Source organism: Kribbella sp. NPDC051137 (assembly GCF_040682535.1).
GTDB classification, from domain to species: domain Bacteria; phylum Actinomycetota; class Actinomycetes; order Propionibacteriales; family Kribbellaceae; genus Kribbella; species Kribbella karoonensis.
In genome coordinates this window covers 629,285-651,784 of sequence record NZ_JBFBBI010000002.1, presented here as the reverse complement: position 1 = coordinate 651,784, position 22,500 = coordinate 629,285, and the positions used below count along the sequence as shown (strand labels likewise).

23 protein-coding genes and 1 pseudogene are annotated in these 22,500 nt (G+C 68.1%); 14 read left to right on the top strand and 10 right to left on the bottom strand.

The features are described 5' to 3' along the window. Positions 1 to 82 precede the first annotated feature (82 nt). Together AB0M51_RS10585 and AB0M51_RS10580 are read left to right on the top strand one after the other, a co-directional pair. Entirely contained in the window at positions 83 to 628 is a 546-nt protein-coding gene (locus tag AB0M51_RS10585) for an SEC-C domain-containing protein (RefSeq protein WP_363748870.1), read from the top strand. A gap of 126 nt (positions 629 to 754) precedes the next feature. Further along, positions 755 to 1,048, top strand: a complete 294-nt coding sequence (locus AB0M51_RS10580) for a hypothetical protein (protein WP_363748866.1) — start codon at positions 755 to 757, stop codon at positions 1,046 to 1,048. Between the two features lie 92 nt (positions 1,049 to 1,140). On the opposite strand, the gene AB0M51_RS10575 is transcribed toward AB0M51_RS10580, so the two are convergent. Continuing rightward, positions 1,141 to 2,046, bottom strand: coding sequence for an aminoglycoside phosphotransferase family protein (locus AB0M51_RS10575; RefSeq protein WP_363748864.1), 906 nt, complete (start codon positions 2,044 to 2,046; stop codon positions 1,141 to 1,143). Between the two features lie 18 nt (positions 2,047 to 2,064). On the opposite strand from AB0M51_RS10575, the gene AB0M51_RS10570 reads away from it, so the two are divergent. The 6 genes from AB0M51_RS10570 (at position 2,065) to AB0M51_RS10545 (ending at position 6,500) form a co-directional block, all read left to right on the top strand. Next, positions 2,065 to 2,667, top strand: coding sequence for a GNAT family protein (locus tag AB0M51_RS10570; RefSeq protein ID WP_344188018.1), 603 nt, complete (start codon positions 2,065 to 2,067; stop codon positions 2,665 to 2,667). Between the two features lie 102 nt (positions 2,668 to 2,769). Further along, positions 2,770 to 3,543, top strand: a complete 774-nt coding sequence (locus AB0M51_RS10565) for a L,D-transpeptidase (RefSeq protein ID WP_344188019.1) — start codon at positions 2,770 to 2,772, stop codon at positions 3,541 to 3,543. Continuing rightward, entirely contained in the window at positions 3,544 to 4,209 is a 666-nt protein-coding gene (locus AB0M51_RS10560) for a hypothetical protein (RefSeq protein WP_344188020.1), read from the top strand. Next, complete coding sequence (locus tag AB0M51_RS10555; protein WP_344188021.1) at positions 4,209 to 4,838, top strand: DUF2461 family protein; 630 nt, start codon at positions 4,209 to 4,211, stop codon at positions 4,836 to 4,838. The genes AB0M51_RS10560 and AB0M51_RS10555 overlap by 1 nt, the downstream gene beginning before the upstream one ends. Positions 4,839 to 4,914: 76 nt before the next feature. Continuing rightward, positions 4,915 to 5,787 carry a glycosyltransferase family A protein gene (locus tag AB0M51_RS10550; protein WP_344188022.1) on the top strand — a complete coding sequence of 291 codons (873 nt, stop codon included), beginning with the start codon at positions 4,915 to 4,917 and terminating at the stop codon, positions 5,785 to 5,787. Further along, the gene (locus AB0M51_RS10545) at positions 5,784 to 6,500 is read left to right on the top strand and encodes a polysaccharide deacetylase family protein (RefSeq protein ID WP_363748860.1); all 717 of its coding nucleotides are present in this window, start codon (positions 5,784 to 5,786) and stop codon (positions 6,498 to 6,500) included. The genes AB0M51_RS10550 and AB0M51_RS10545 overlap by 4 nt, the downstream gene beginning before the upstream one ends. Here the strand turns inward: AB0M51_RS10545 and AB0M51_RS10540 are convergent, their stop codons facing one another. Then, positions 6,501 to 7,181: a GntR family transcriptional regulator gene (locus AB0M51_RS10540; RefSeq protein ID WP_344188024.1), complete on the bottom strand. Its 681-nt coding sequence runs from the start codon at positions 7,179 to 7,181 to the stop codon at positions 6,501 to 6,503. Between the two features lie 143 nt (positions 7,182 to 7,324). Between AB0M51_RS10540 and AB0M51_RS10535 the strand changes: the two genes are divergently transcribed. From AB0M51_RS10535 to AB0M51_RS10510, 6 genes and pseudogenes are all read left to right on the top strand, one after another. Continuing rightward, positions 7,325 to 9,052, top strand: coding sequence for a glycoside hydrolase (locus AB0M51_RS10535; RefSeq protein WP_363748858.1), 1,728 nt, complete (start codon positions 7,325 to 7,327; stop codon positions 9,050 to 9,052). 5 nt (positions 9,053 to 9,057) lie between these two features. Further along, positions 9,058 to 9,869: pseudogene (locus AB0M51_RS10530) on the top strand (aldo/keto reductase). 6 nt (positions 9,870 to 9,875) lie between these two features. Next, positions 9,876 to 10,778: a sugar ABC transporter permease gene (locus AB0M51_RS10525; protein ID WP_344188027.1), complete on the top strand. Its 903-nt coding sequence runs from the start codon at positions 9,876 to 9,878 to the stop codon at positions 10,776 to 10,778. Beyond that, complete coding sequence (locus tag AB0M51_RS10520) at positions 10,775 to 11,605, top strand: carbohydrate ABC transporter permease (RefSeq protein WP_344188028.1); 831 nt, start codon at positions 10,775 to 10,777, stop codon at positions 11,603 to 11,605. The genes AB0M51_RS10525 and AB0M51_RS10520 overlap by 4 nt, the downstream gene beginning before the upstream one ends. 10 nt (positions 11,606 to 11,615) lie before the next feature. Next, on the top strand, positions 11,616 to 13,055 hold the full coding sequence (locus AB0M51_RS10515) for an extracellular solute-binding protein (protein WP_344188029.1): 1,440 nt from the start codon (positions 11,616 to 11,618) through the stop codon (positions 13,053 to 13,055). Continuing rightward, on the top strand, positions 13,052 to 13,807 hold the full coding sequence (locus tag AB0M51_RS10510) for an SDR family NAD(P)-dependent oxidoreductase (protein WP_344188030.1): 756 nt from the start codon (positions 13,052 to 13,054) through the stop codon (positions 13,805 to 13,807). The genes AB0M51_RS10515 and AB0M51_RS10510 overlap by 4 nt, the downstream gene beginning before the upstream one ends. On the opposite strand, the gene AB0M51_RS10505 is transcribed toward AB0M51_RS10510, so the two are convergent. The 8 genes from AB0M51_RS10505 to AB0M51_RS10470 are packed head-to-tail and all read right to left on the bottom strand — an operon-like array spanning position 13,808 to position 22,458. Continuing rightward, positions 13,808 to 15,178, bottom strand: coding sequence for an amidase (locus AB0M51_RS10505; RefSeq protein WP_344188031.1), 1,371 nt, complete (start codon positions 15,176 to 15,178; stop codon positions 13,808 to 13,810). It abuts the gene before it with no gap. A gap of 9 nt (positions 15,179 to 15,187) precedes the next feature. Continuing rightward, positions 15,188 to 15,982: an SDR family oxidoreductase gene (locus AB0M51_RS10500; protein ID WP_363748854.1), complete on the bottom strand. Its 795-nt coding sequence runs from the start codon at positions 15,980 to 15,982 to the stop codon at positions 15,188 to 15,190. Continuing rightward, a complete protein-coding gene (locus AB0M51_RS10495) occupies positions 15,979 to 17,412 on the bottom strand; it encodes an aldehyde dehydrogenase family protein (protein WP_344188033.1) in 1,434 nt (477 codons plus the stop codon). The genes AB0M51_RS10500 and AB0M51_RS10495 overlap by 4 nt, the downstream gene beginning before the upstream one ends. After that, entirely contained in the window at positions 17,409 to 18,245 is an 837-nt protein-coding gene (locus AB0M51_RS10490; protein WP_344188034.1) for an ATP-binding cassette domain-containing protein, read from the bottom strand. Before AB0M51_RS10490 ends, AB0M51_RS10495 begins: the two co-directional genes overlap by 4 nt. Continuing rightward, positions 18,238 to 19,191, bottom strand: a complete 954-nt coding sequence (locus AB0M51_RS10485) for an ABC transporter ATP-binding protein (protein WP_344188035.1) — start codon at positions 19,189 to 19,191, stop codon at positions 18,238 to 18,240. The genes AB0M51_RS10490 and AB0M51_RS10485 overlap by 8 nt, the downstream gene beginning before the upstream one ends. Then, on the bottom strand, positions 19,188 to 20,006 hold the full coding sequence (locus AB0M51_RS10480; RefSeq protein ID WP_344188036.1) for an ABC transporter permease: 819 nt from the start codon (positions 20,004 to 20,006) through the stop codon (positions 19,188 to 19,190). The genes AB0M51_RS10485 and AB0M51_RS10480 overlap by 4 nt, the downstream gene beginning before the upstream one ends. Then, the gene (locus tag AB0M51_RS10475; protein ID WP_344188037.1) at positions 20,003 to 20,947 is read right to left on the bottom strand and encodes an ABC transporter permease; all 945 of its coding nucleotides are present in this window, start codon (positions 20,945 to 20,947) and stop codon (positions 20,003 to 20,005) included. The genes AB0M51_RS10480 and AB0M51_RS10475 overlap by 4 nt, the downstream gene beginning before the upstream one ends. Further along, positions 20,944 to 22,458, bottom strand: coding sequence for an ABC transporter substrate-binding protein (locus tag AB0M51_RS10470; RefSeq protein ID WP_344188038.1), 1,515 nt, complete (start codon positions 22,456 to 22,458; stop codon positions 20,944 to 20,946). The genes AB0M51_RS10475 and AB0M51_RS10470 overlap by 4 nt, the downstream gene beginning before the upstream one ends. Between the last annotated feature and the right edge of the window lie 42 nt (positions 22,459 to 22,500).

Sequence of the window (22,500 nt, the reverse complement as noted above, 5' to 3'; positions counted from 1 at the left end):
CAGGCCGGCCGCGCGGAAACGATCTGGCGCGCGCCGACACATGGCGCACGGGGAGATCAGCCGATCGCGGTGGGTGAAGCTGATGGCAAGCGGCCGGCGCCGGGTCAGGTCGGTGATGGGGCTCGAGCTCGACCAAGTGGACAGGGTAGGTGAGGTCGGCGATGTCGAGGCTGCCGACAGCTACTTCGACCTGCTCGACGCCTTACGCCTGCCCGATATCGCCGACGGCCGGGCGCGGGTTTGGAGTCGAGCCGAGTTCGCCGCGGCCCGCGAGACCTGGCCCACCCGCATCGCTCCGGGCAGCGTCGACGCGTACTACCGAGAGGCCGAGGACGTACTCCGTGAGTACGACGAGACCGTGATCATCGAGCCGGTGACCTTTCGGAACCTCCTGGACCGAGTCATCGAGAGCCAGGCCACGTCGGGTCGTCGTTCTGCGGCAGACGAGTCGAATCCGAACGAGGTCGCTGAGATCCAATGGCCGCCGGGACGCAACCAACCGTGCTGGTGTGGTTCCGAGCGGAAGTACAAGAAGTGCTGTGGCACGGGCGAGCCCGCCGGGCAGCCGCAGGCGTGGGGGCCTGCGGGTCTGCGCGCCGGGGCGGAGGTTGCGGTCGGTAGGGTGTGAATCATGGCGGACGAGGAGTTTCGGGTTGAGGTTGTGTTGGGGGACGAGGGGCACAGGCTCACGTTCTGGGATCGGTTGCGGGCGCTGGATCTGGATGATGACGCTCAGAAGCGGCTTGGGAGTCAGGTGACGGTTACCCGGGACGGGGACCGGATGCTGATGTACACGCATTCGCTCGAGGACGCGCAGGAGGCGGAGCGGACCGCTCAGGAGCTGGTGGCGGCCGAGCGGCTGGAAGCCACGTCCACCATCACGCACTGGAACGCCGCTGAGCAGGAGTGGACGGACCCGAGTGTGCCGGTCGGGGCGCATGATGCGGCCGGGGATGCGGCGAAGAATGCGGGGATGGAGGTTCCGGATCCGCGGTACGTCGTGTTGCAGGCGTACAAGCCGGAGTTCCTGCGGGACCTCGGGCTCTAGAGAACTCGCTCTTCCGGGTCGTCCCGCGGGCTCAGGATCCTGCGGGCTCGTGGACCTGCGCTCGTAGACCTGCGGGGTCGGGGACCTGCGGGTTACAGGCCCAGGGCGTTGAAGCGGGTGGTGAGGTCGTTGATCCAGGATGGTGGGGTGCGGTGGTCTGCTAGCGGGGTGCCGGCTTCGGTGCGCCAGAGGATGTCGCTGAGGGCTGTTCGTAGGTGCCAGGCCATCATCCGGGCGGTGTCCAGGGGGTTGCCGGTGAGTTCGCGGTAGTGGTGCATCGTCGCGGTGACCAGCTCGACGCCGGGGCCCGTTCCGGGGAACGCGCGGAGGTCGTACTCGGGCTCGGCGGTGCCCGCCGTCTCGAAGTCGACGATCGCGCGGAGCTCGCCGCCGTGCCAGACCTGGTTACCGCCGTGCAGATCGGCGTGGACCAGGACGTGCGGGCGCGGCGTGGCCAGTACCTCGTCCGCCCAGTCGCACCATCGGAGTACTGTCGGCAGCTGCTCGGGGAGGATCCACTTCCCGATCCGGGCGCGCAACGTGTCGGTGGTGGCCGGCTGGAGCGCTGCCGGTTGGACCTCACCCAGCCGGTCCCCTGCCCGGTGCAGCTCAACCAGGAAGTGCGCGAGTTGACGGCCGGCCTCGTCCCGGTCGATCGCGTCGACGATCTCGAACAACGACGTACCGGGAACGAGTTCGGTCACCAGCAGGAGTGGATCGGTGCTGCTCGCAACGACCTTCGGGAGGTACGGGACTGCCGGTTGGCGGGACAGGGCGTCGAGTACGGCGACCTCGTGCGCCAGGCGGAGCGCCGCGGGGCGGGACCAGGCGAACTTGGCGACGTAGCGCCCGCCGAGGACGGCGCTGGAGGACCACCACATGGGCTCGTCCTTGTTCACGAGTTCGCGAGTGACGATCGGGAGGTCGCTCAGCTGCGGAACCACCTGCCGTACGAGGTCAGCGATTGCTGTGGGCGAGTACTCGTCGAGCCACTTCACGGGCCTAGTCTGGCAGGCATGGATGTCACGTTGAGGCCTGTCGTGGAGGACGATCTGCCCCTGTTCCAGCGGTTCGCGGTCGAGCCGGGGCTGATCGGGCTGGACTGGAACGGGTACCGGGACCCGCAGGCACCGGTACGCCGGTTCGCGGAGGACGGGTTCCTGGGCAAGGACGACGGGCGGCTGGTCGTCCTCGCGGGATCCAAGACAGCGGCCTCCAAGACAGCGGGCTCCGCGACAGCGGGCTCCGCGACAGCGGGCCTCGAGACAGCGGGGTTCGTCAGCTGGCATTCGGGGTCGTTCGACGGGCGTACGTCGTACTGGGAGATCGGGATCGCGCTGCTGCCGGAGTACCGCGGGCGTGGGATCGGGTGGCGGGCGCAGGCAATCCTCACGTCGTACCTCTTCGAGCACACGTCGGTGCAACGGATCCAGGCCGCGACGCATCCGGAGAACATCGCCGAGCAGAAATCCTTGGAGAAGGCGGGTTTCCGGCTCGAAGGCGTGATCCGCGGGTGCGAGTTCCGGGCCGGGAAGCTCCGCGACGGATACCTGTACAGCCGGTTGCGGGACGATCCGGAGCCCGTGCTCGGCAACGGTTCGGTGACAGGAACCGCTTAGCCCACGGTGATGGCACCGTTCGCGGATTAGTCTCGGCGGGTCGCTGCACGCTGACCGGGCGTGGTTCTGCGACGCTGAAAAGTGCTGAGGAGAGGGGAATCCGTGTCTCGTCGCCGTGGTCTGGTCGCCGCTGCCGTCGTCCTGTCGTTCGCCCTGGCCGGCTGCTCGGACGTCGCCGCGAGCGAGACGACGCCCTCGCCGACCCAGACGTCCAAAAGCACCAGCAGTACGCCGACGGTCACGCCGACTGCGAAGCCGACCGTCAAGCCCACGGTGAAGCCCAAGCCCAAGGTGAAGCAGAAGCCGGAGTACTACGCGCTCCGGGTCGAACGGCAGCTCGACAAGCTCGGGTACCCGGTCGGGGACATCGACGGCGACATCACCGCCCGCGCCAAGCAGGCGTTGTGCGCGTGGCGCGAGACCCACGGGATGCCGGTCAGCCGCCGCGGCCTGACGCTCGACGACGCGTACTCCGTCCTGAACGCGACCAGCCGCCCGACCCCGACCCGCGAGCCCGGGATCTACGTCAACAAGACCTGCCAGATCCTGTACCAAATCGTGGGGAAGACCTACAAGCGGATCGTGTGGATCTCGACCGGCGGCCCCGGGTACGAGACGCCGAACCGCATCGGCCATGTCTGGCGCAAGTGGGCCGGGGCGCATGAGAGCAGCCTGTACGAGGACGCGTACATGTACGACTCGCTGTACTTCCTGAAGGATCGCCCAGGGATCGCACTGCATGGTTCGCGGGTCAACTCCCTCGTCAAGCCGTACCCGGACAGCCACCGTTGCGTCCGTGTCCTCCGCCCGGAGATCCACCAGATCTTCGAGGACACGCCGATAGGCACCAAGGTCCAGATCTACGGCGAGTACTAGGTGAAGCTCCAGGTCGCCCTCCTCGCAGTACTCACCCTCACCGCGTGCACCGCCCAGGTGACGCCGCCGCCCACGGCGACACCAACGCCGACGACGGCCCCGCTCACGGTCGCACAGGCGAAGAAGGCAGCACTGTTGGTCGCCGACCTGCCGAAGGGGTGGGACGGCGGCGTAGCCGTTGATCCGACTCCGACTCCCGGGTATCGAGGCCAGTACGACCCACCCGAGTGCCTGGTGTTCCGTCATCCGACAGACATCCTGGGTGGCCCGGCCACTGCGGTCCGCGGGCAGTACTTCACGAGGGACCCGCTGCAGTCCGTCACCGAGTTTGTGTGGTCGTGGCCGACACAGGTACGCACGCTCGTTCCTGAGCTGACTGATCGGCTGGCGAAATGCTCGACGTACACGCTGGTGGGCCCGGACCAGGTGAAGTACGAATTGGCCGTCTCGCGGCTGCCTCTCCACGGTTCGGCAGAAGCAATCGCCCTCCGCGTCAATACCGCGGCGCCGGCTGCCGCTGACCCAATCGCACCTCAATACTTCGGCTATGCCGCACGAGGCGGGACCGTCATCAACATCGAAGGCTGGGGCGAGACGCTCACCGATGCTGTTTTCGCGCAGCTCGTCAGCAAGGCCGCAGCGCGGCTCGACGCCGTGGTTGGTTGATGGTGAACGCGGGTTTTGAGGGGTGGCCGCGGGCGGCGTTCGATGTGTTGTTGCGGTTGGAGGGTGTGCCGTCGCTGGAGGTTCGGCGGGAATGTCGGCTGGAGCGGGAGGAGCTGGTTCGGCAGCCGATGATCGGGCTGCTGAATGCGATGGCCGACGCGGATTCGGCGTACGAGGACTTCGCGGTGTGGCGGTACGGCGGGGTGTCGCTGCGGGCGTGGCAGTGTCAGAGTGCCAACGTGCGGCTGTCGCGGAACGTCGAGTTGACGGTGCGGTTCGATCTGGACGGGCTGGAGGTAGGGCTCGCGTGGTGGTACGGGCCGTCGGAGCAGATCGAGCGGTATCGGGCGGCGGTGGCGGAGTCCGCGTCCGGGCGGCGGCTGACCGGCGTACTGCGGAAGCTCGAGCGGGACGGGTACGCGATTTCGGGCGATCGGCTGAAGCGGCCGCTGCGCGGGTATCCGGCGGACCATCCACGAGCGGAGCTTCTGCGGCACAAGTCGCTGATCGCGACCCGCCCGCTCGGCGCTGAGGACTGGATCCACACGGCGGCCGCGGCAGACCGGATCCTCGAAGCCTTCACGCAACTGCGACCGCTGTCCCGCTGGCTGATCGACAACGTCCGCTGAAGTGGGGCTAACCCACCGCCGGATACGGGGGCTAGCACCATCGTTCGGACCGGGTGCGGTCTTTAGCGTTGTCGCCATGATGAGTGAAGAGCCGGGCGCGCCCAGGTTCACTGTCGTGATTCCCGCGTTCAACGAGGAGCGGTTCATCGGAGACTGTTTGCGGTCGCTCGAAGGCCAGGACTTCGCCGGCGGGGTCGAAGTCGTTGTCGTCGACAACAACTGCACCGACCGGACCGCCGAGATCGCGCGCGGGTACGGTGCGGTTGTGGTGAGCGAGGACACGCCTGGTGTCTGCGCCGCGCGGCATCGGGGCAGTGCGGCGGCACGCGGTGAGATCGTGGTCTCGAGCGACGCCGACACGGTGTTCGACCCGGGCTGGTTGTCGCGGATCGATCGGACCTTCCGGGAGGATCCGGGACGGGTAGCGGTCGCCGGCCCTTGTCAGTACGTCGGTGGACCCTGGTGGGGACGGGTGTACGCCGGGATTCTGTTCGACCTGGTGCATTTCGTGCACCGGGCTACCGGGCGGGTCATGTACGTGACGGCGACCAACATCGCGTTCCGTAAGGAGGCATGGTCCGGGTACGACCTGACCGGGACCCAGGGCGCCGACGAACTCGGGTTGTTGCGGCAGCTGCGGACTCGTGGGCGGGTGGCCTTCGACCGGCGCAACCCGACCTTCACCTCCGCGCGCCGGCTGACGCGCGGGTTGGCCTACAACGTGGCGGTTTCGTTCCTGTTCTACTACGCGCTCGCGGTCATGCTGAATCGCGCCGCCGGACGGCCGGTGATCGGTACGGCACCGGCATTCCGGAGCACAGCCGTCAAGTCCCGACGGCGGCAGCGCATCAGAGCGCGGGCGATCGGCTTGGCCTGGCTGGCCGTCATCGTGGCGGGCGCGATCATGGCAGCGGGTCTGGTCGAGAACACCTGGCTGGCGAAGCGATGAAGGCGCGATGGACGGGCGCGGGTGCGGCGGCGGTCGGGGCGGTGTACTGGTTCATGATGTCGCCGTACTCACAGGCGCTCGGGCGGTTCCCCTACCGCGGGCCGGGTGACGAACGAGTCGTCGCGCTGACGTTCGACGACGGGCCGAACGAGCCGTACACCTCCGAGCTCGCCGACTACCTCGACCAAGAGGATATCCGGGCGACGTTCTTCCAAGTGGGCAAGGCCGTTCAGCGTCACCCGGGGGTCACGAAGCGGCTGGTGGCGGCGGGTCATGTCGTCGGGCTGCACGGTCACACTCACGAGTTCACGCAGTACCTGAGGCGCCGTACGCTCGCCGAGGAGCTGCAAAATGGCCTCGCCGCTTTCGGCGAGCTGGGGATCCGGCCAACGCTGTACCGACCGCCGTGGTTGCTCCGCATTCCCGCGCTACAAGGCCTTCTCCGCGAGCACGATCTCCACGTGGTGTCCGGCGAGTTCTGCCACCTCCTGGAGGTGGCCCAGCCCAGCCCGCACCGGATCGCCGATCAGGCGCTCCGCGGTACCCGCCCCGGCTCGATCATCATCTTCCACGACTGCTGGGACGGGAAGTCGGCGGACAGAGCCGCCACTGTCGAGGCCGTGAAGCTACTCGTTCCGAGGCTGCGCGCGCAGGGCTACAGCTTCACCACGGTCGACCGCCTCCTCGACCTACCTGCCTACAGCGAGACCTAGCTACCGGTCGGGGAGGTTGAGGCGCTTGAGGCGCTCGTAGGCGCCGAGGATGTGTTTGTCGATGGCGTCCTGGGCGGCCTGCGGATCGGCGAGAGCCAGGGCATCGCGGAGTTCCTTGTGTTCGCTGTAGCCGACGTCGAGGAAGTCGGGGAAGCTGGCGTTGCGGGCGCGGAGGAAGACCGTGACCTGGCCGCGGATGGACTCCCAGACGCGCTGCACCCGGGTGTGATCGCAGTACGCGTAGATGATGTCGTGGAACTGAAGGTCGAGCCGGACGGCGTCCTCCGGGTCGATTCTGGTGTCGACGCTCTTCATCTGCTCGAGGACCGCGTCCATCTCGTCGAAGCCGGCGCCCTCCATCCGGGTGCAGGCGCGGCTCGCGGCCAGCCGCTCGATAGCGCCGCGGAGGGTGTGCACCTCCTCGACGTCGGACTTGGTCAGCGTGCTGACGAACGCGCCGCGATGCCGGCGCAGCTCGACGTGTCCCTCCTCCTCGAGCCGGACGAGCGCCTGCCGGATCGGGCCGCGGCTGACCTTGAGCGCCTCGGCCAGCTCGGCCTCCTTCAGGTGCTGACCGGGCGCGAACCTGCCGCCGGTGACCATTTCCCGGAGCACGTCGGTCACCAGATCACCGAGCGCGCGCTGCGACGGCAGCGGGTACACGACGTCGTCGGGGATCACACCGACCACCTCCTCGAGCAAGTTGTGCGATGCACTCTAACCCCCGTCAGGGCGCTCTGTAGATTGTAAACAATTACCCATTGACAGTATACGAGGGCCAGAGCAGACTCGGAGCCTCCACCCAGCAGGACGGCAGAGAGGTCATGGCGACGATGACCACCGAGACAGCAGTTCACACCGGACGCACAGCACTCGGCCCGTTCCCGGCGGCCGCGCCCCGAGTCCCCGACGCCCCGCACGTCACCGCGGCGACGATCGACGTGGACGCCGCGCACGTCCAAGGTCCGCTCACGCGCGTCTGGGAGAGCTTCGGGTACGACGAGTTCAACTGGACCTACATGCCCACCGGCAAGCGGCTGCTGAAGACCTTCGCCGAGTTCTCCGGCGGCGGGTACTTCGTGCGCCCGCACTACATGTACTGCTCCGGCAGCGGTTTCGGCATCCCGCACTGGAGCTCCGGCGACGTCTACCACGAAGACGCCGACGGCAACCCGTACTACGACTTCACGCTGCTGGACCAGGCGTACGACGCGATCGTCCGCAACGGGCACCACCTCCTCGTGGAGCTCGGCTTCACCCCGCGTGACCTGCTCCCGCCCGAGGCGGCCGAGCTGACAGTCGTACCCAGCCCCACGGCGTACACCAACTACGAGGCCGGCGCGTGGGGCTATCCCCCGAGCGACTACGCCAAGTGGGCCGGCCTGATCAGTGCGACAGTCCAGCACTGCGTCGAGCGGTACGGCGCCGACGAGGTGAAGACCTGGCTCTGGGAGCTGTGGAACGAGCCGGACATCGACTACTGGCGCGGCACGCTCGACCAGTACAACGAGCTCTACACCGCGACCGTGGAAGCGATCCGCGCCGTACTCCCCGAGGCCAAGGTCGGCGGCCCGGCCGTCACCAGCGGCGGCCTGAACTTCCTCAAGGGCTTCCTCGACTACACGTCCCGCCGGAACGAGCCGCTCGACTTCATCTCGTACCACACCAAGGGCTGCCACTTCCCCACGCGCGACTACAAGCCGTTCGCGGAGCCCGCGGACGAAGAGCTCAGCCCGTCCTCGACGAAGATGCTGTACGACCTGCGCGAGTTCAACCGGCTGATCGGTTCGTACGACGCGTACGCCGGGCTGCCGGTGATCGTCGACGAGTGCGACGCCGCCGTACCGGCGCACTTCGGGCGGTACGACAACCGGAACTACAGCTTCCAGAACACCGAGTATTACCCGGTGTTCCAGGCGAAGCTGATGAAGAAGATCCTCGACCTGAACGCCACCGAGACCGCACAGGTCGCCTACGCGACGAGCTGGAGCTTCTACTTCGAGGCCGAGCGGTACTTCGAAGGCACCCGCTCCTTCCTGACCGCGGGTGGCGTCGAGAAGCCGCTGCTCAACGCCTACCGCATGCTGTCGCTGCTCGGCCCGAACCGCCTCCGCACCACATCGGACGCGGCCTGGCAGGTGGCCGAACTGGAGAACACCGACGGCAGCAGCATGCCCGAGGAGGTCGACGCCCTCGCCTCCCGCGCCGACGACGGAAGCATCGCAGTACTGGTCTGGCGGCATATCGACGACCAGTACCAAACCAGCGATACCCCGACGCCGGTCAAACTCCTGCTGAGGAACATGCCTGCCGGCGACTACCGCCTGCGGCACCTGCGCATCGACGCCGACCACAGCAACTCGTTCAGCGTCTGGCAAGGGCTCGGCTCGCCGCAGGACCCGACAGCGGACGAGCTGGCCGCGATCCACGCCCGCCAAGGACTCGAGGAGATCGATGCCGAGAGCAACCTCACGGTCGACGGAACCCTCACTCTCGAGCTCACCCTTCCGTTGCCGTCGGCCTCGTTACTCGTCCTCGAACCGGGCAGCTGATCGCCATGATCACGCTGAACAACGGTGTACGGATCCCGCAGCGCGGCTTCGGCGTCTTCCAGGTACCGCCGGACGAGACACAGCGGGCAGTCGAACAGGCGATCGAGGTCGGCTACCGGCACATCGACACGGCGGCGGCATACAACAACGAAGCGGGCGTCGGCGCCGCGGTGCGGGCGAGCGGCGTACCCCGCGAGGAGCTGTTCGTCACGACCAAGCTGCGCAACGGCGAGCACGGGTACGAGTCGGCACTGCGAGCCTACGACGAATCGCTGCAACGCCTAGGTCTTGACTACGCCGATCTGTATCTCCTGCACTGGCCGAACCCGACGGCGGATCTCTATGTCGACAGCTGGCGTGCTCTGCAGCGGATCTACACCGATGAACGGACCCGGGCCATTGGTGTCTCCAACTTCCTGCCGGAGCACCTGGACCGGTTGGCGAAGGAGTTCGTCCCGCCGTCAACCAGATCGAGCTGCACCCCACCTACCAGCAGCGTGAACTGACCGACCTCTGCCGCGAGCGATCGATCGCCATCGAGGCCTACTCCCCGCTCGGCCAAGGTCACGACCTGCGGCATGTCACGAAGATCGCGGCCGCTCACCAGGTCACGCCCGCCCAGGTGGTACTGCGATGGCACCTGCAGCTCGGCCACCTCGTCATCCCGAAGTCGACCGATCCGCACCGGATCCGCACGAACTTCGATCTCGACGGATTCGTGCTGACCGACGCCGAGATGGCCGCGATCAGCGCGCTGGACAGCGGCAACCGGCTCGGCAACGATCCGCGCACGTTCGCGATCAGCCAGATCAGGTAGCCGGTCATGAGGAGCAGATCCCTGCAGCGGACCACCTGGATCTGGGTCTTCCTGCTGCCGACCGTGGTGCTGTACGGCCTCTACACGCTCTACCCGATCGTCGCGAGCTACTGGTACTCGCTGGTCGAATGGAACGGTTTCGACAGCGGCCAGAAGTTCGTCGGTCTGAGCAACTACCGGGCGGTGTTCACCGATCCACTGTTCTGGAACTCGTTCAAGGTCACACTGATCTTCATGCTACTGGTGGTGCCCGCGCGGGTGCTGCTGACGTTGCTGGTGGCAATCATCCTGAACTCCCCCAAGCTGCCGCTGATCGGCGTACTGCGCTCCGCGTTCTTCATCCCGGTGGTGACCACGACGGCGATCATCGGAGTGGTGATGCGCTTCGTGCTGGATCCGGGCACCGGGCCGGTCAACTCGATCCTGACCAAGTTCGGTGTCACCGGCGTCGACTTCCTCGGCGACCAGCACCTCGCGCTGCCGACCGCGGCCGTGCTGTACATCTGGAAGTTCTTCGGCGTCACGATGATCTACTGGCTCGCGGCGCTGCAGACCATCCCGCACGACCTGTACGAGGCGGCCCGGATCGACGGCGCCGGCACCTGGCAGCTGTTCCGGTACATCACGCTGCCGATGCTCAAGCCGTTCCTGGTCATCATCACCGTGCTGACGGTCGAGGAGACGTTCCACAACTTCGATCTGATGTACACGCTGACCGGCGGCGGGCCGTACTTCCACACCGAGATCATCGAGATCTACATCTACCGGTGGGCCTTCGGCGCGTCGATCCCGCAACTCGGGCAGGCGTCCGCGGCCGCGGTGATCTTCGGACTGCTGGTCGCGGTCGTCGGCGCCGTACAACTGTGGGCCGTCTACGCGAGCCGCCGGGCGAAAGGGACACGACGATGAGCATGCGACGGTTGCCCTGGTGGATCGCCGCGCTCTTCCTGGTGGGAATCGCGGTGCTCTGGATCTTCCCGTTCCTCTGGATGTTGTCGGCGTCGCTCAAGGACAACCTGGAGATGTTCACCGGCGGGCTCAAGCTGTGGCCGGACAAGTTCGTCTGGGCCAACTACGCGCGGGCGTGGAACGACGCGCACTTCGGCCGGTACCTGATCAACACCGTGGTGGTCACCGTGATCACGGTCGTGGTCGTGACGATCCGCTGCGCGACGGCCGGGTACGTGCTGGCCCGCTATCGGTTCCGCGGGTCCAAGCTGTTCCTCGGCGTACTGGTCGCGACGCTGTTCGTGCCGACCGGCTACACGATCATCCCGGTGGTCAAGCTCTCGATGCAGCTGCACCTGATCGATTCGCTCGGCGGCATGATCCTCGCCCTCAGCGGCGGCGCGTACGTGTCCGCGATCCTCATCTACTACGGGTACTTCCGGCAGATCCCGCGGGAGCTGGAGGAGGCCGCGATCGTCGACGGCGCCGGCTTCGTCCGGACGTTCTTCTCGGTGATGCTGCCGCTGGCGATGCCGGTCACCGCGAGCGTCGCCGTACTCACCTTCATCACCACCTGGAACGCGTTCTTCCTGCCGCTGGTCTTCACGTTCAGCAGGCCCGACCTGCGAACCGTCAGCGTCGGCATGCAGGCCTTCGTCGGCGAGACCGCCACCGACTGGTCCGGAATGGCCGCGGCCGGCGTGATCTCGATCGTCCCGGTGGTGGTGCTCTTCATCGTCCTGCAGCGCTACTTCGTCGAGGGAATCTCGGGAGCAGTCAAGTCCTAAGGAGTCGAACATGCCTGGAATGACACGTCGCAGTCTGCTCGGAACATCGGTTCTCGCGGCCGTCGGTGCCGCGGCCGGATGCAGCAGCTCGACCTCGCAGACCTCCAGCGGCGGCGGTACGGCGGGGACGCTCGACTGGTGGGACCACTTCAGCTCGTTCAAGCACCTCAACGACGACTGGGCGAAACAGCAGTCCGGTGTGTTGAAGGCGAACGTCGCCCACACGTACTACGACGCGTCGAAGGCGACCCAGGCGTTCCAGCTCGCGCATCAGGCCAACAAGATGCCGGACGTCTACTCGAACGTGATCGGTCTGCCGTTGCCGGCCCTGGTGAGCGGGAAATGGGTGCATGAGGTCACGATCCCGGCGGACGTCCAGGCGAAGCTGCCGAAGGACGCGTTCACCGAGGGCATCACGCGGCTGAACGGGAAGCTGTACGGGTTCCCGATGTTCAGCCTCCGGCAGAGCTCGACGCTGGTGTGGGCGAACAAGGACCTCTGGTCGAAGGCAGGGCTCGACCCGGGCAACCTGCCGACGGACTACGTGGCTTTCAAGGATGCGCTGGGCAAGCTGAAGTCGGCCGGGATCCAGCCGCTCACGCTGGCGATGGGCGCGGACGGCGGGCGGATCCGCGACCAGGTGGACGATCTGGCCCAGGCTGCCGGCTTCCCCGGGTACCAGGGTCTGCAGTTCACGACCGGTGCGTACGCCTACGACCACGACGCGTACGTCACGGTGATCGAGTATCTGAAGGACCTGAACGACAGCAAGCTGATCATGCCCGGATCGAACAACTTCGGGGTCGTGGACGCCCGGACCCGGTACGCGTCGGGCGCGGTCGGGACGTTCATCGACGGCATCTGGTGTGCCGGCGGGTCGAAGGCACTCGCGCCGCCGATCGTCGACAAGCTCGCGTCCGGGCAGATCCTGGTGCCGACGCCCGGGATGCATCCGTGGTGCTACCGCGGCCGGCCGGCAGCGACGTACTTCGTCTCCGCGGACAGCAAGAACCCGGACGCGGCCGGGAAGCTGATCGCGTCGTTCATGTCCGAGGACTACCAGAAGGGCATGATCGAGGCGATGGACCAGCCGCCGTTGAACCTCGACCTGGTCGCGTCGTCGAATGTGGTCGACGCTTACAAGAAGGGCGTCGAGTTCTGCAAGGCGAACGTGTTCCTGATGCCGCAGGCGATCGTGAAGAACCCTGCGCAGGCGCGCGTCGACGCGCTCCGCAAGCCCGTCACGCCGCATGTCGGCAACATCGTGCAGGGCTACCTCGGCGGATCGATCAAGGACCTCAAGGCCGAGCTGAAGAAGCTCAGCGACGCGACGACGGCCGATCGTGCGCAGGCTCTGCAGAAGGCGAAGGCGGCCGGCGCCAAGGTGTCGGAGGATGACTACGTATTCACCGACTGGAAGCCCGGGCAGGACTACGGAGCCGCCAAGTGACCGCCCGTACGGCGGTGGTCACCGGCGCCGCGTCGCCCCGCGGGATCGGCCGCGCCACCGCGATACTGCTCGCCGAGCAGGGCTGGAACGTCGGCATCCTCGACATCGACGCAACCGGCGGGGACGCGCTCGCGGCCGAGATCACGTCGACGTACGGCGTGCAGGCGCGCGCGGTCGCGGTCGACGTGTCGCAGGAAGCAGACGTCCGTACGGCGATCGACGAACTCGAGGCGGCGCTGCCACCGCTCGCGGGCCTGGCCAACATCGCCGGCGTCAGCTCCCCCGTCCCGTATCTCGAGCTCACGTCCGACGAGTGGCACCGGGTGATCGACATCAACCTGAACGGCGTCCACTACGTCACCCACCGGGTCGCCGAGTCCATGGTCCGGCACGGCTACGGCCGGATCGTCAGCGTCTCCTCCACCTCGGCCCAACGCGGCGGCGGCACCTACAGCAAAACGCCGTACTCCGTCGCGAAAGCCGGCGTCATCGGCCTCACCCGAGCCCTCGCCCGCGAACTCGGCCCGCACAACATCACCGTCAACGCGATCGCCCCCGGCCCCATCGACACCGACATCATGGGCGGCCCCCTCACCCCCGAACGCCGCGCCGCCCTGATCGCCGACCTCGTCGTCAACCGAGTAGGCCAACCTCAAGACATAGCCACCGCAACAGCCTTCCTCCTCTCCGAGCCCACCGCCTACATCACCGGCCAGACCCTCAACGTCGACGGCGGCCTCTACATGCACTGATCAGGAGCCGGAGTTCGTCGGCCAGGGGCGGTGGTGGGTGTCGAGGTGGGCGGCCAGGGCGAGGGCGGTCAGGTCTTGGTGGTGCGGAACGACCAGTTGGGCGCCGATGGGGAGGCCGGTGGTGGACCAGCCGGCGTTGACGGTCGTGGCGGGGTGGTGGGACATGTTGTACGGGACGGTGAAGGCGATGTGTTCGAAGGGCTTGGCGGGGTCGTCCGTCGGGTAGGCGAGTTCGGCGGGGAACGCGGTGATCGGGGCGACCGGGGACAGGATCACGTCGTACGTCGCGAAGACCCGGGTGACGGCGGACGCCATCGCGGCCATCTGGCTGTAGCCGTGGAAGACGTCGGCGGCGGTGAGGTCCGACGCGGTCGACACCCAGGCCCGGATCTGCGGCAGCACCTTGGCGCGGCGTTCCTCGGGGAGGGCGGCGATGTCGGTGGCGGAGCGGATCCGCCAGAAGTGGTCGAGGCCGTCGAGCATGTCGCGGGTGATGATCGGGGCGATCGGCTCGACGACCGCGCCGGACTTCTCGAGCGCGGACGCTGTCGACGACACGGCCGCGATGACCTCCGGATCCACCGGGAGACCGACGCCGGCGTCCAGCAACAACGCGACCCGCAAACCCTTCGGTCGTACGTCGAACACGTCGGACGGCAAGGGCAGCGACGTGTGGTCGCGCGGGTCGTACCCCTGCAGCACCGACAACGCCAGCGCCGCGTCGCCCGCGGTCCGGGTCAGCGGGCCGATCGCGCGCCCGGCGTACGGGTTGCCGACGGGGACCCGGCCGTGCGTCGGCTTCAGCCCGACCAGCCCGCACCACCCGGCCGGCAGCCGGATCGACCCGCCGATGTCGGTACCGACGTGGATCGGCCCGTACCCGGCAGCGCCCGCGGCCGCCGCGCCCGCGCTCGAACCGCCCGCGGTCTTCGTCAGGTCCCACGGATTCCGCGTCAGCCGGTGGAACGTCGACACCCCCGACGACAACATCCCGTACTCCGGCATCGTCGTCTTGCTGAAGATCACCGCCCCGGCCTCTCGCAGCCGCGCCGCCGCGGGCGCGTCCTCGGCCGCGGGCACCAGCGCGGTCGCCGCTGTCCCTTGCGGTACCGGCGTTCCGCGCGTCGCGATGTTCTCCTTCACGGTCACCGGTACGCCGTCCAGCGCCCCCGCCGTACCGTCCCGCCACCGGCGCTCCGACTCCTGCGCGGCGGCCCTGGCCCCCTCGGCGTCCAACGCGTACAGCGCGCACACCTGCGGCTCGAGCGCGGAGACCCGGTCGAGGACGTCCGAGATGACCTCGACCGGAGACAAGGAGCCGTCGCGGTACTTGGCGAGGAGTTCGACAGCGGTCAGATCGGCGAGACTCATACATCCCCCTCAGTTAGGTGGTTCGAAGCGGCCGTCGACCGCGGTCCAGCCGCCGTCGACGGCGAGGACGCTGCCGGTGACGAAGCTGGCCGCGTCCGAGGCGAGGTAGACGACGGCACCGGCGAGTTCCTCCGGCTGCGCCCAGCGACCGAGTGCGCCCTTCTGCGCGTAGGCGTCGTACCAGGCCTGGTTGGACTTGATCTGCGCGGTCAGCGGGGTTTCGACGACGCCGGGCGCGATCGCGTTCGCGCGGACGCCGGACGGTCCGAGCTCGGCGGCCGCGGTCCGCAGCAGTTGGACGAGGCCGGCTTTTGTTGCCGCATACACCGATTGGCCGGGCTCGACCGTCGTGCCGCGGATCGAGCTGAACCCGATGATGCTCCCCCGCCCGCGCTCCGCCATACCGCGCCCGAAGGCACGCACGAGCTGGAACGACGCCCGCAGGTTCAGCGACACCACCCGGTCGAACTCGTCGGCGGTGTAATCGAGGATCCGCTTCCGCACGTTCGTCGCGGCGGTGAACACCAACACGTCAACGGGATCCAGCTCCCCCGCAGCCCGCTCGACGGCCGCGTCGTCCAGCACATCCAACGCGTACGCCGTCATCCCGCCGCCGGCGGCGGCGCCGTGGGCGGCCGTTTCCTGAGCGGCAGCCAGGTCGCGGTCGGCGCAGGTTACTCGAGCGCCGTGGGCGGACAGAGCCAGTGCGCTCGCCCGCCCGATCCCGCTGCCGGCGCCGATCACCACCGCATGCCGGCCGTCCAACCGGAAGAGCTTCGAGTAGTCCATCGGTTCGCCTGTCATGGGCGCGGGCGGATGATGGCCATCCGGGTCGTGGTGAGTTCCTCGATGGCGAAGCGTGGGCCTTCGCGGCCGGTGCCGGAGTCCTTGACGCCGCCGTACGGCATCACGTCGGACCGGAACCCGGGCACGTCGTTGACCACCACTCCCCCGACATCCAACCGGTCGATCGCGGCGAACGCGGTGTCGAGCGACGACGTGAACACACTCGCGTGCAGTCCGTACCGCGTCTCGTTGACGGCCCGCAGCGCACTGTCCACATCAGGCACCGACCGTACGGCGATCACCGGCCCGAAGATCTCCTCGTCCCACGCCGGCAGGCCATCCGGTACGTCGGTCAGCACGATCGGACCGAGCACGTCCCCAGGGGCCTCGTACGCGATCGACGCTCCCGCGTGCACCGCATCGGCGACCCACTGCCGGACCCGTTCCGTCGACGCCGGGTTGATCAACGCGGACACCCGCGTCTCCGGATCCCGCGGATCGCCGACGACCACCTCTGGAAGCCGCGCACCCAGCTTCTCCAGCAGTTCGGAGCGCACCGAGGAGACCGCGATGACCCGCTGCACGGAGATGCAGGCCTGCCCGGAGGCGTAGTACCCGCCGCGCACGATCGCGTCCGCGGCCGCGTCCAGATCGGCGTCGCCGGCGACCACCAGCGCGGAGTTCGACCCGAGTTCGAGCAGCACCTTGGTCGGCGCCGCGTCCCGCGCGATCCGGTGCCCGACTGCTGCCGAACCGGTGAACGACACCGCACCGATCCGCGGGTCCGTGGTCAGCGTCGCACCGACCTCCGGCCCGCCCGTGACAACCTGCAACGCGCTCGAAGGCGCTCCGGCATCGGCCAAGGCCGAGCGCATCAAATGCGCGAGCCACAGCGTCGCGAGCGGCGTCTGCGGAGCGGGCTTCACGATGATCGGGCAGCCGGCCGCGAACGCCGGCGCGATCTTGTGCGCCGCCAGCAGCAACGGGTAGTTGAAACCGGTGATCCCGACCACCACACCGATCGGCTTCCGCACCCAGAAGCCTTGTAGCCCTTCCCCGCTCGGCAACAGATCGAGCGGCACGGTCTCGCCGTGCAGCCGCGCGACCTCCTCGGCCGACGTCTCCAGCGTGAGCAGCGTCCGATCGATCTCCACCCGGCAGTCGACCAGCGGCTTCCCGGTCTCGAGCACGAGCAGGTCCACGAACGCGTCCCGCTCGGCGAGGACCGCGGAATGCACGCTCTGCAAGACTTTTCGGCGCAGGTACGACGGCATCCGGCCGACCGTCTCGCGTACGGCGAGCGCGCTGTCGAGGGCAGCCCGTGCCAGAGCGACGTCCCCGACCGGGGCGTCCGCCACCGTCGAGCCGTCGTACGGGAAGATCACCGGTGCGGTGGCCGGTGCCTCGATCCACGACTCGCCGATCGGCAAGCCGGCGGGGAACTTCATGCGGACTCTCCCTTCGCGAGCAGGTCGGACGTGGTCGCGCCGGACAGCGCGCGCTGCAGCGTGGGAATCGCCGAGACCAGGCGCTGCGTGTACGGATGCTGCGGAGCGGCGTACACGTCCGCGGTGTACCCGGTCTCGACGATCTCGCCGGCGTTCATCACGGCGACGCGGTCGCAGACGTGTTTGACCACGGACAGGTCGTGCGAGACGAACACGAGCGTCAGGTCGAGCTCCTCGACCAGGTCCGAGATCAGGTTCAGGACCTGGGCGCGGACCGAGACGTCGAGCGCGCTGACCGGTTCGTCGGCGATCAGGATCCGCGGACGCGGGGCGAGCGCGCGGGCGATCGAGATGCGCTGGCGCTGCCCGCCGGAGAACTGGTGCGGGTAGCGGTCGCCGGCGTCGGCGGACAGACCGACCGCCTCGAGCAGCTCGCGCACCCTTGCGCCGGACGCCGGATGGCCTTGTACGACAAGGGGTTCGGCGATGATGTCGCGGACCCGCATGCGCGGATCGAGCGAGCTCATCGGGTCCTGGAAGACGAGCTGCAGGTTCTCGCGGAGCGGCCGCAGCCGGCGCTCCGGGAGATGCGTGATGTCAGTGCCTTCGACCAACACGTGGCCCGAGGTGGCGCGGTCGAGGGCCGCGATCAGCCGGAGCAGCGTGGACTTGCCGCAACCGGACTCGCCGACGATGCCGAACCGCTCGCCCTGCTTGACCTCGAAGCTGACGCCGCGCAGCGCGTGGACGACGGGAGCTGGTCTGACCAGTGACGTCCGCGGTCGCGGGTAGTCGCGCACGAGGTCCACGACCTGGATGGCAGTCTCAGGCATCAGTGACCTCCACCGGGTGATGACAGGCGAACCCGTGCGACTCAGCTCCGGTCCACGGAGGTGTCTCCTCGCACAGAGCGGTCGCGTGCGCGCACCTGGTGCGGAAGACACAGCCGGACGGGAACTTGCCGGCTGGTGGAACATTGCCGGGGATGGTCGTCAGCCGCGGCGCATTCGTCTCCACGTCTGACGCCGCCAGCAGACCTTCCGTGTACCGGTGCCGGGGCCGGGTGAACACCTCCGCGACGGGGCCTGCCTCCACCACGCGGCCGCCGTACATCACGAGAACCCGTTCGCAGACGGTGGCGACGACGGCGAGGTCGTGGGTGATGAAGAGCAGCGCGGAGGACCGATCGACCACGCCGCGCACGATCAGGTCGAGAACGAGCGCCTGCACCGTGACGTCGAGCGCGGTCGTCGGTTCGTCACAGATCAGCAGCGCCGGATCGTTGGCCAGGGCAAGCGCCAGGACAACTCGTTGCCGTTGGCCACCGGACAGCTGATGCGGGTACGCGCGGAGCGTGTCGGACGGCAACTGCACCCGCTCCAGCAACTCGGCGGCCGCCGTACGGGCCGCTGGTTTGGCCAACGTTCGGTGGATGAGCATCGCCTCGGTGAGCTGGTCGCCGATCCGCATCGTCGGGTTCAGCGCGGTCATCGGCTCCTGGAACACCATCGCGATGTCGCGGCCGCGGACCCGGGACATCCGCCGCTCGTCCGCACCGACGAGCTCGTGGTCGACCCCGTCGAGCCGCACCGATCCGCCGGCCCGGACGTCCTCCGGCAGCAATCCGAGAATGCTCAACGCCGTCAGCGATTTGCCCGACCCCGACTCCCCGATCAGCCCGACCCGCTCCCCCGCGCCGACCGTAAGATCCACGTCGGACACGAGCGTCGTGTCCCGCACGGACACCGACAGTCCACGCACGGTCAACACATCACTCATCGCCGGTCCTCCAGCTTCGGATCGAACCGGTCGCGCAGACCGTCGCCCAACAGGTTGAACCCGAGCACCGCGATCGCGATCGCCACCCCCGGGAAGATCGCCAGCCGCGGCGCGCTGAACAGGAACTCCTGGCTCTCCTGCAACATCCGTCCCCACGACGGCGTCGGCGGCGGCGTGCCGTACCCGAGGAACGACAACGCGGCCTCCGCCAGTACCGCGATCGCGAACGACACCGACGCCTGCACGGTGATCAGGCTCGTCACGTTCGGCAGCACATGCCGGACGGCGATCGGCCACGGCCGGCGGCCCGCCGCACGCGCCGCGAGGACGTACTCGGTCCGCATCACCTGCAGCGCGCCGCTCCGGATCACCCGCGCGAAGCTCGGCACCGAAGCGATGCCGATGGCAACCATCGCGGTCAGCGTGCTGGCCCCGAACACCGCGCCGAACATGATCGCCAGCAACAGCGCCGGGAACGCGAGCAACAGGTCGTTCGCGCGCATCACCAACTCCGAGGCCCATCGGCGCGTCATCGCCGCCAGGATCCCGAGCGGCACGCCGATCACCGCGGCCACACCGACCGCGACGACGCCGACGAACAACGTCGTACGGGAGCCGACCATGACCTGGCTGAGGACGTCGCGGCCGAACTTGTCGGTGCCGAACCAGTGCGACCAGGACGGTTTCAGGAGGCGGGACGCCGGGGTGACGAGCGTGGCGTCGTACGGCGTCCAGACGAACGAGACGAGCGCCGTCAGCACGATCACGCCGACGATGACGGCACCGGCCAGCAGGCTCGGGTTGCGGCGCCTCATGGTGTCCTCAGCCGGGGGTCGAGGGCGACGTACAGGACGTCCACCAGGAAGTTGACCAGCAGTACTGCGAGCACCAGGACCATGACCACGTCCTGCACCAGCAGCAGGTCGCGGTTGGAGACCCCGTCCAGCAGAAGACTGCCGAGGCCGGGGATGACGAAGACGCGTTCCACCACGACTGCTCCGATGAGGAGGGTCGCCAGTTGGAGGCCGAGAACTGTGACGACCGGGACCGCGGCGTTCCTCAGGCCGTGTTTCCACAGCGCCTGGAACGGGCGGAGGCCTTTCGCGCGGGCGGTGCGGAGGTAGTCCTCGCGGAGCACGTCCAGGACCGCGCTGCGGACGTAGCGGGTGAGGACGGCGCCTTGGACCAGGCCCAGCGACAGCGCGGGGAGGATCAGTTGTTTCAGGAACATCGCGGGGTCCTGCGCCGGCGGGGTCCAGCCGTTGGCGGGGAGCCAGCCGAGTTTCACCGCGAACACCACGATCAGCAGGATGCCGGCGAGGAACGCCGGGATCGCGACGCCGACCTGCGAGACCGCCGAGAGCGCCAGCCCGGAGAGCTGCCGGTGCCGGGCCGCCATCACGGTCCCGGCCGGTACGGCGACGAGCAGCGCGACGACCATCCCGGCGACGACCAGCCAGAGCGTGACCTGCAACCGGTCGAACACCTGCGGGCCGATCGCCGCCTTCGACACGTACGACGTACCGAGGTCACCGTGCAGCAGACCGCCGACCCAGTCGAGGTACTGCGTCGGCAGCGGGCGGTCGAGGCCGAACTGCCGCCGCAGCTCGGCCACCGCCGCGTCCGAGGCGTTCACGCCGAGCGCGACCCGGGCCGGGTCGCCGGGCAGTACCGCCATGAACGCGAAGACCAGCACCGTGCTCACCACGAGACTGACCAAGAACACGCCGGTGCGCTCGATCAGGCGGAGAATCATCGGCTGAGCTTGGACAGATCGAAGTTCTCGGTGATCGCGTTCGTCGGCAGTCCCTTGATGTCCTTGTCCGCGACCATCAGGTTCGGCAGCAGGAACAGCCAGTCGCCCGCGGCCTGCTCGGACAGCCGCCGGGCCGCCTTCTTCATGTCGGCGGTCTGCGTGGCCTCGTCACCCGCGTCGGCCGCGGCCAGGTCGGCCTGCAGCGTCGGGTCGTCGTACCGGGTGTAGTACTTCGGGTTTCCGAACACGGCACCGAGGTCGCGCGGCTCGACGTGCGCGATGATCGACATGTCGTAGTCGGCGTTCTTGAACACCGTGGTGAGCCACGCGGCCGGGAACTCGAGCTGGTCGATCTGCACCTTCAGGCCGGCCTGCTCCAGGTCGCTCTTGACAACCTGGCCGCAGGACGTTGCGTACGGCAACGTCGGGAGCCGGAGCCGGAGCGTCTGCCCGGCCGCGCCGGACGCCTGCAGCAACGACTTCGCCTTCGCCAGGTCGTACGGCGCGATCCCGGTCAGGTCCTCGTACCACGGGTCGGTCGGCGGGACCATGCTGCCGATCAGCTTGCCGCGGCCGGCCCAGCAGGTGTCCAGCAGCGCCTTGTGGTCGATCGCCATCCGGATCGCCTGCCGGGTCCGGATGTCCTTGAACACCGGCCGGGAGTTGTTGAACGACAGCAGCACCTCGCCGTTCGTGGTGCCCTCGATCACCTGGTACTTCGAGTTGCTGGTGAACTGGCTCAGGGCCTCGGGCGCCTGCACCGTGCCGATCACGTTGATCGTGCCGGTCAGCAGCGCGTTGTTCAGCGCGGTGGCGTCCTTGAAGTACTTCAGCGTGATCTGCGCGAAGTTCGGCTTCGTACCCCAGTAGTCGTCGTTGCGGGCCAGCACGATCGAGTCGCCGCGGTTCCACTTCGAGAACTTGAACGGCCCGGTGCCGACCGGGGCAGTGGCGAGCGCGCTGACGCCGGTCTCGGAGAACATCGCGCCGATCCGGGTGGTCATCCGGAACAGCCAGTCGTTGCTCGGCTTGGTCAGCGTGACCTGCAGTTGCGTCGGCGAGACGGCCTTCGCGGCGGAGACGACGTCCATGGCGCTCTTCAGCGAGATCGTCCACGCGGTCTTCACCCGGTTGATGCTGAACACCGCGTCGCTCGCGGTGAACTTCTTGCCTCCTGTGAACTTGGCGTTGTCGACCAGGTCGAACGTGTACGTCTTGCGGTCCGGGGACACCGTCCACGACTTCGCCAGCGACGGCACGATCTTGCCGGAGTCGTCCTGCTTGACCAGCGTCTCGTACACGTTCCCGAGCAGCACCTGCGGGATCGCGGCTCCGTCGGTGGTGGTGAAGTCCAGGCTGGCCGGCTCCGCGACCAGGCCGATCGACAGGTTCTGCCCGCCTCCCGGGGAGCTGCCGCCGGACGACGTACCGGACCCGGCCGAGCACGCGGTCACGGAGAGTAGAGCCGCGGAGGCGAGGAGCGCGACCACTCGCATAGGGAACGACTTCACGTCTACTCCTCCAGTGCACCCAACTGGTCCGACCAGTGGACT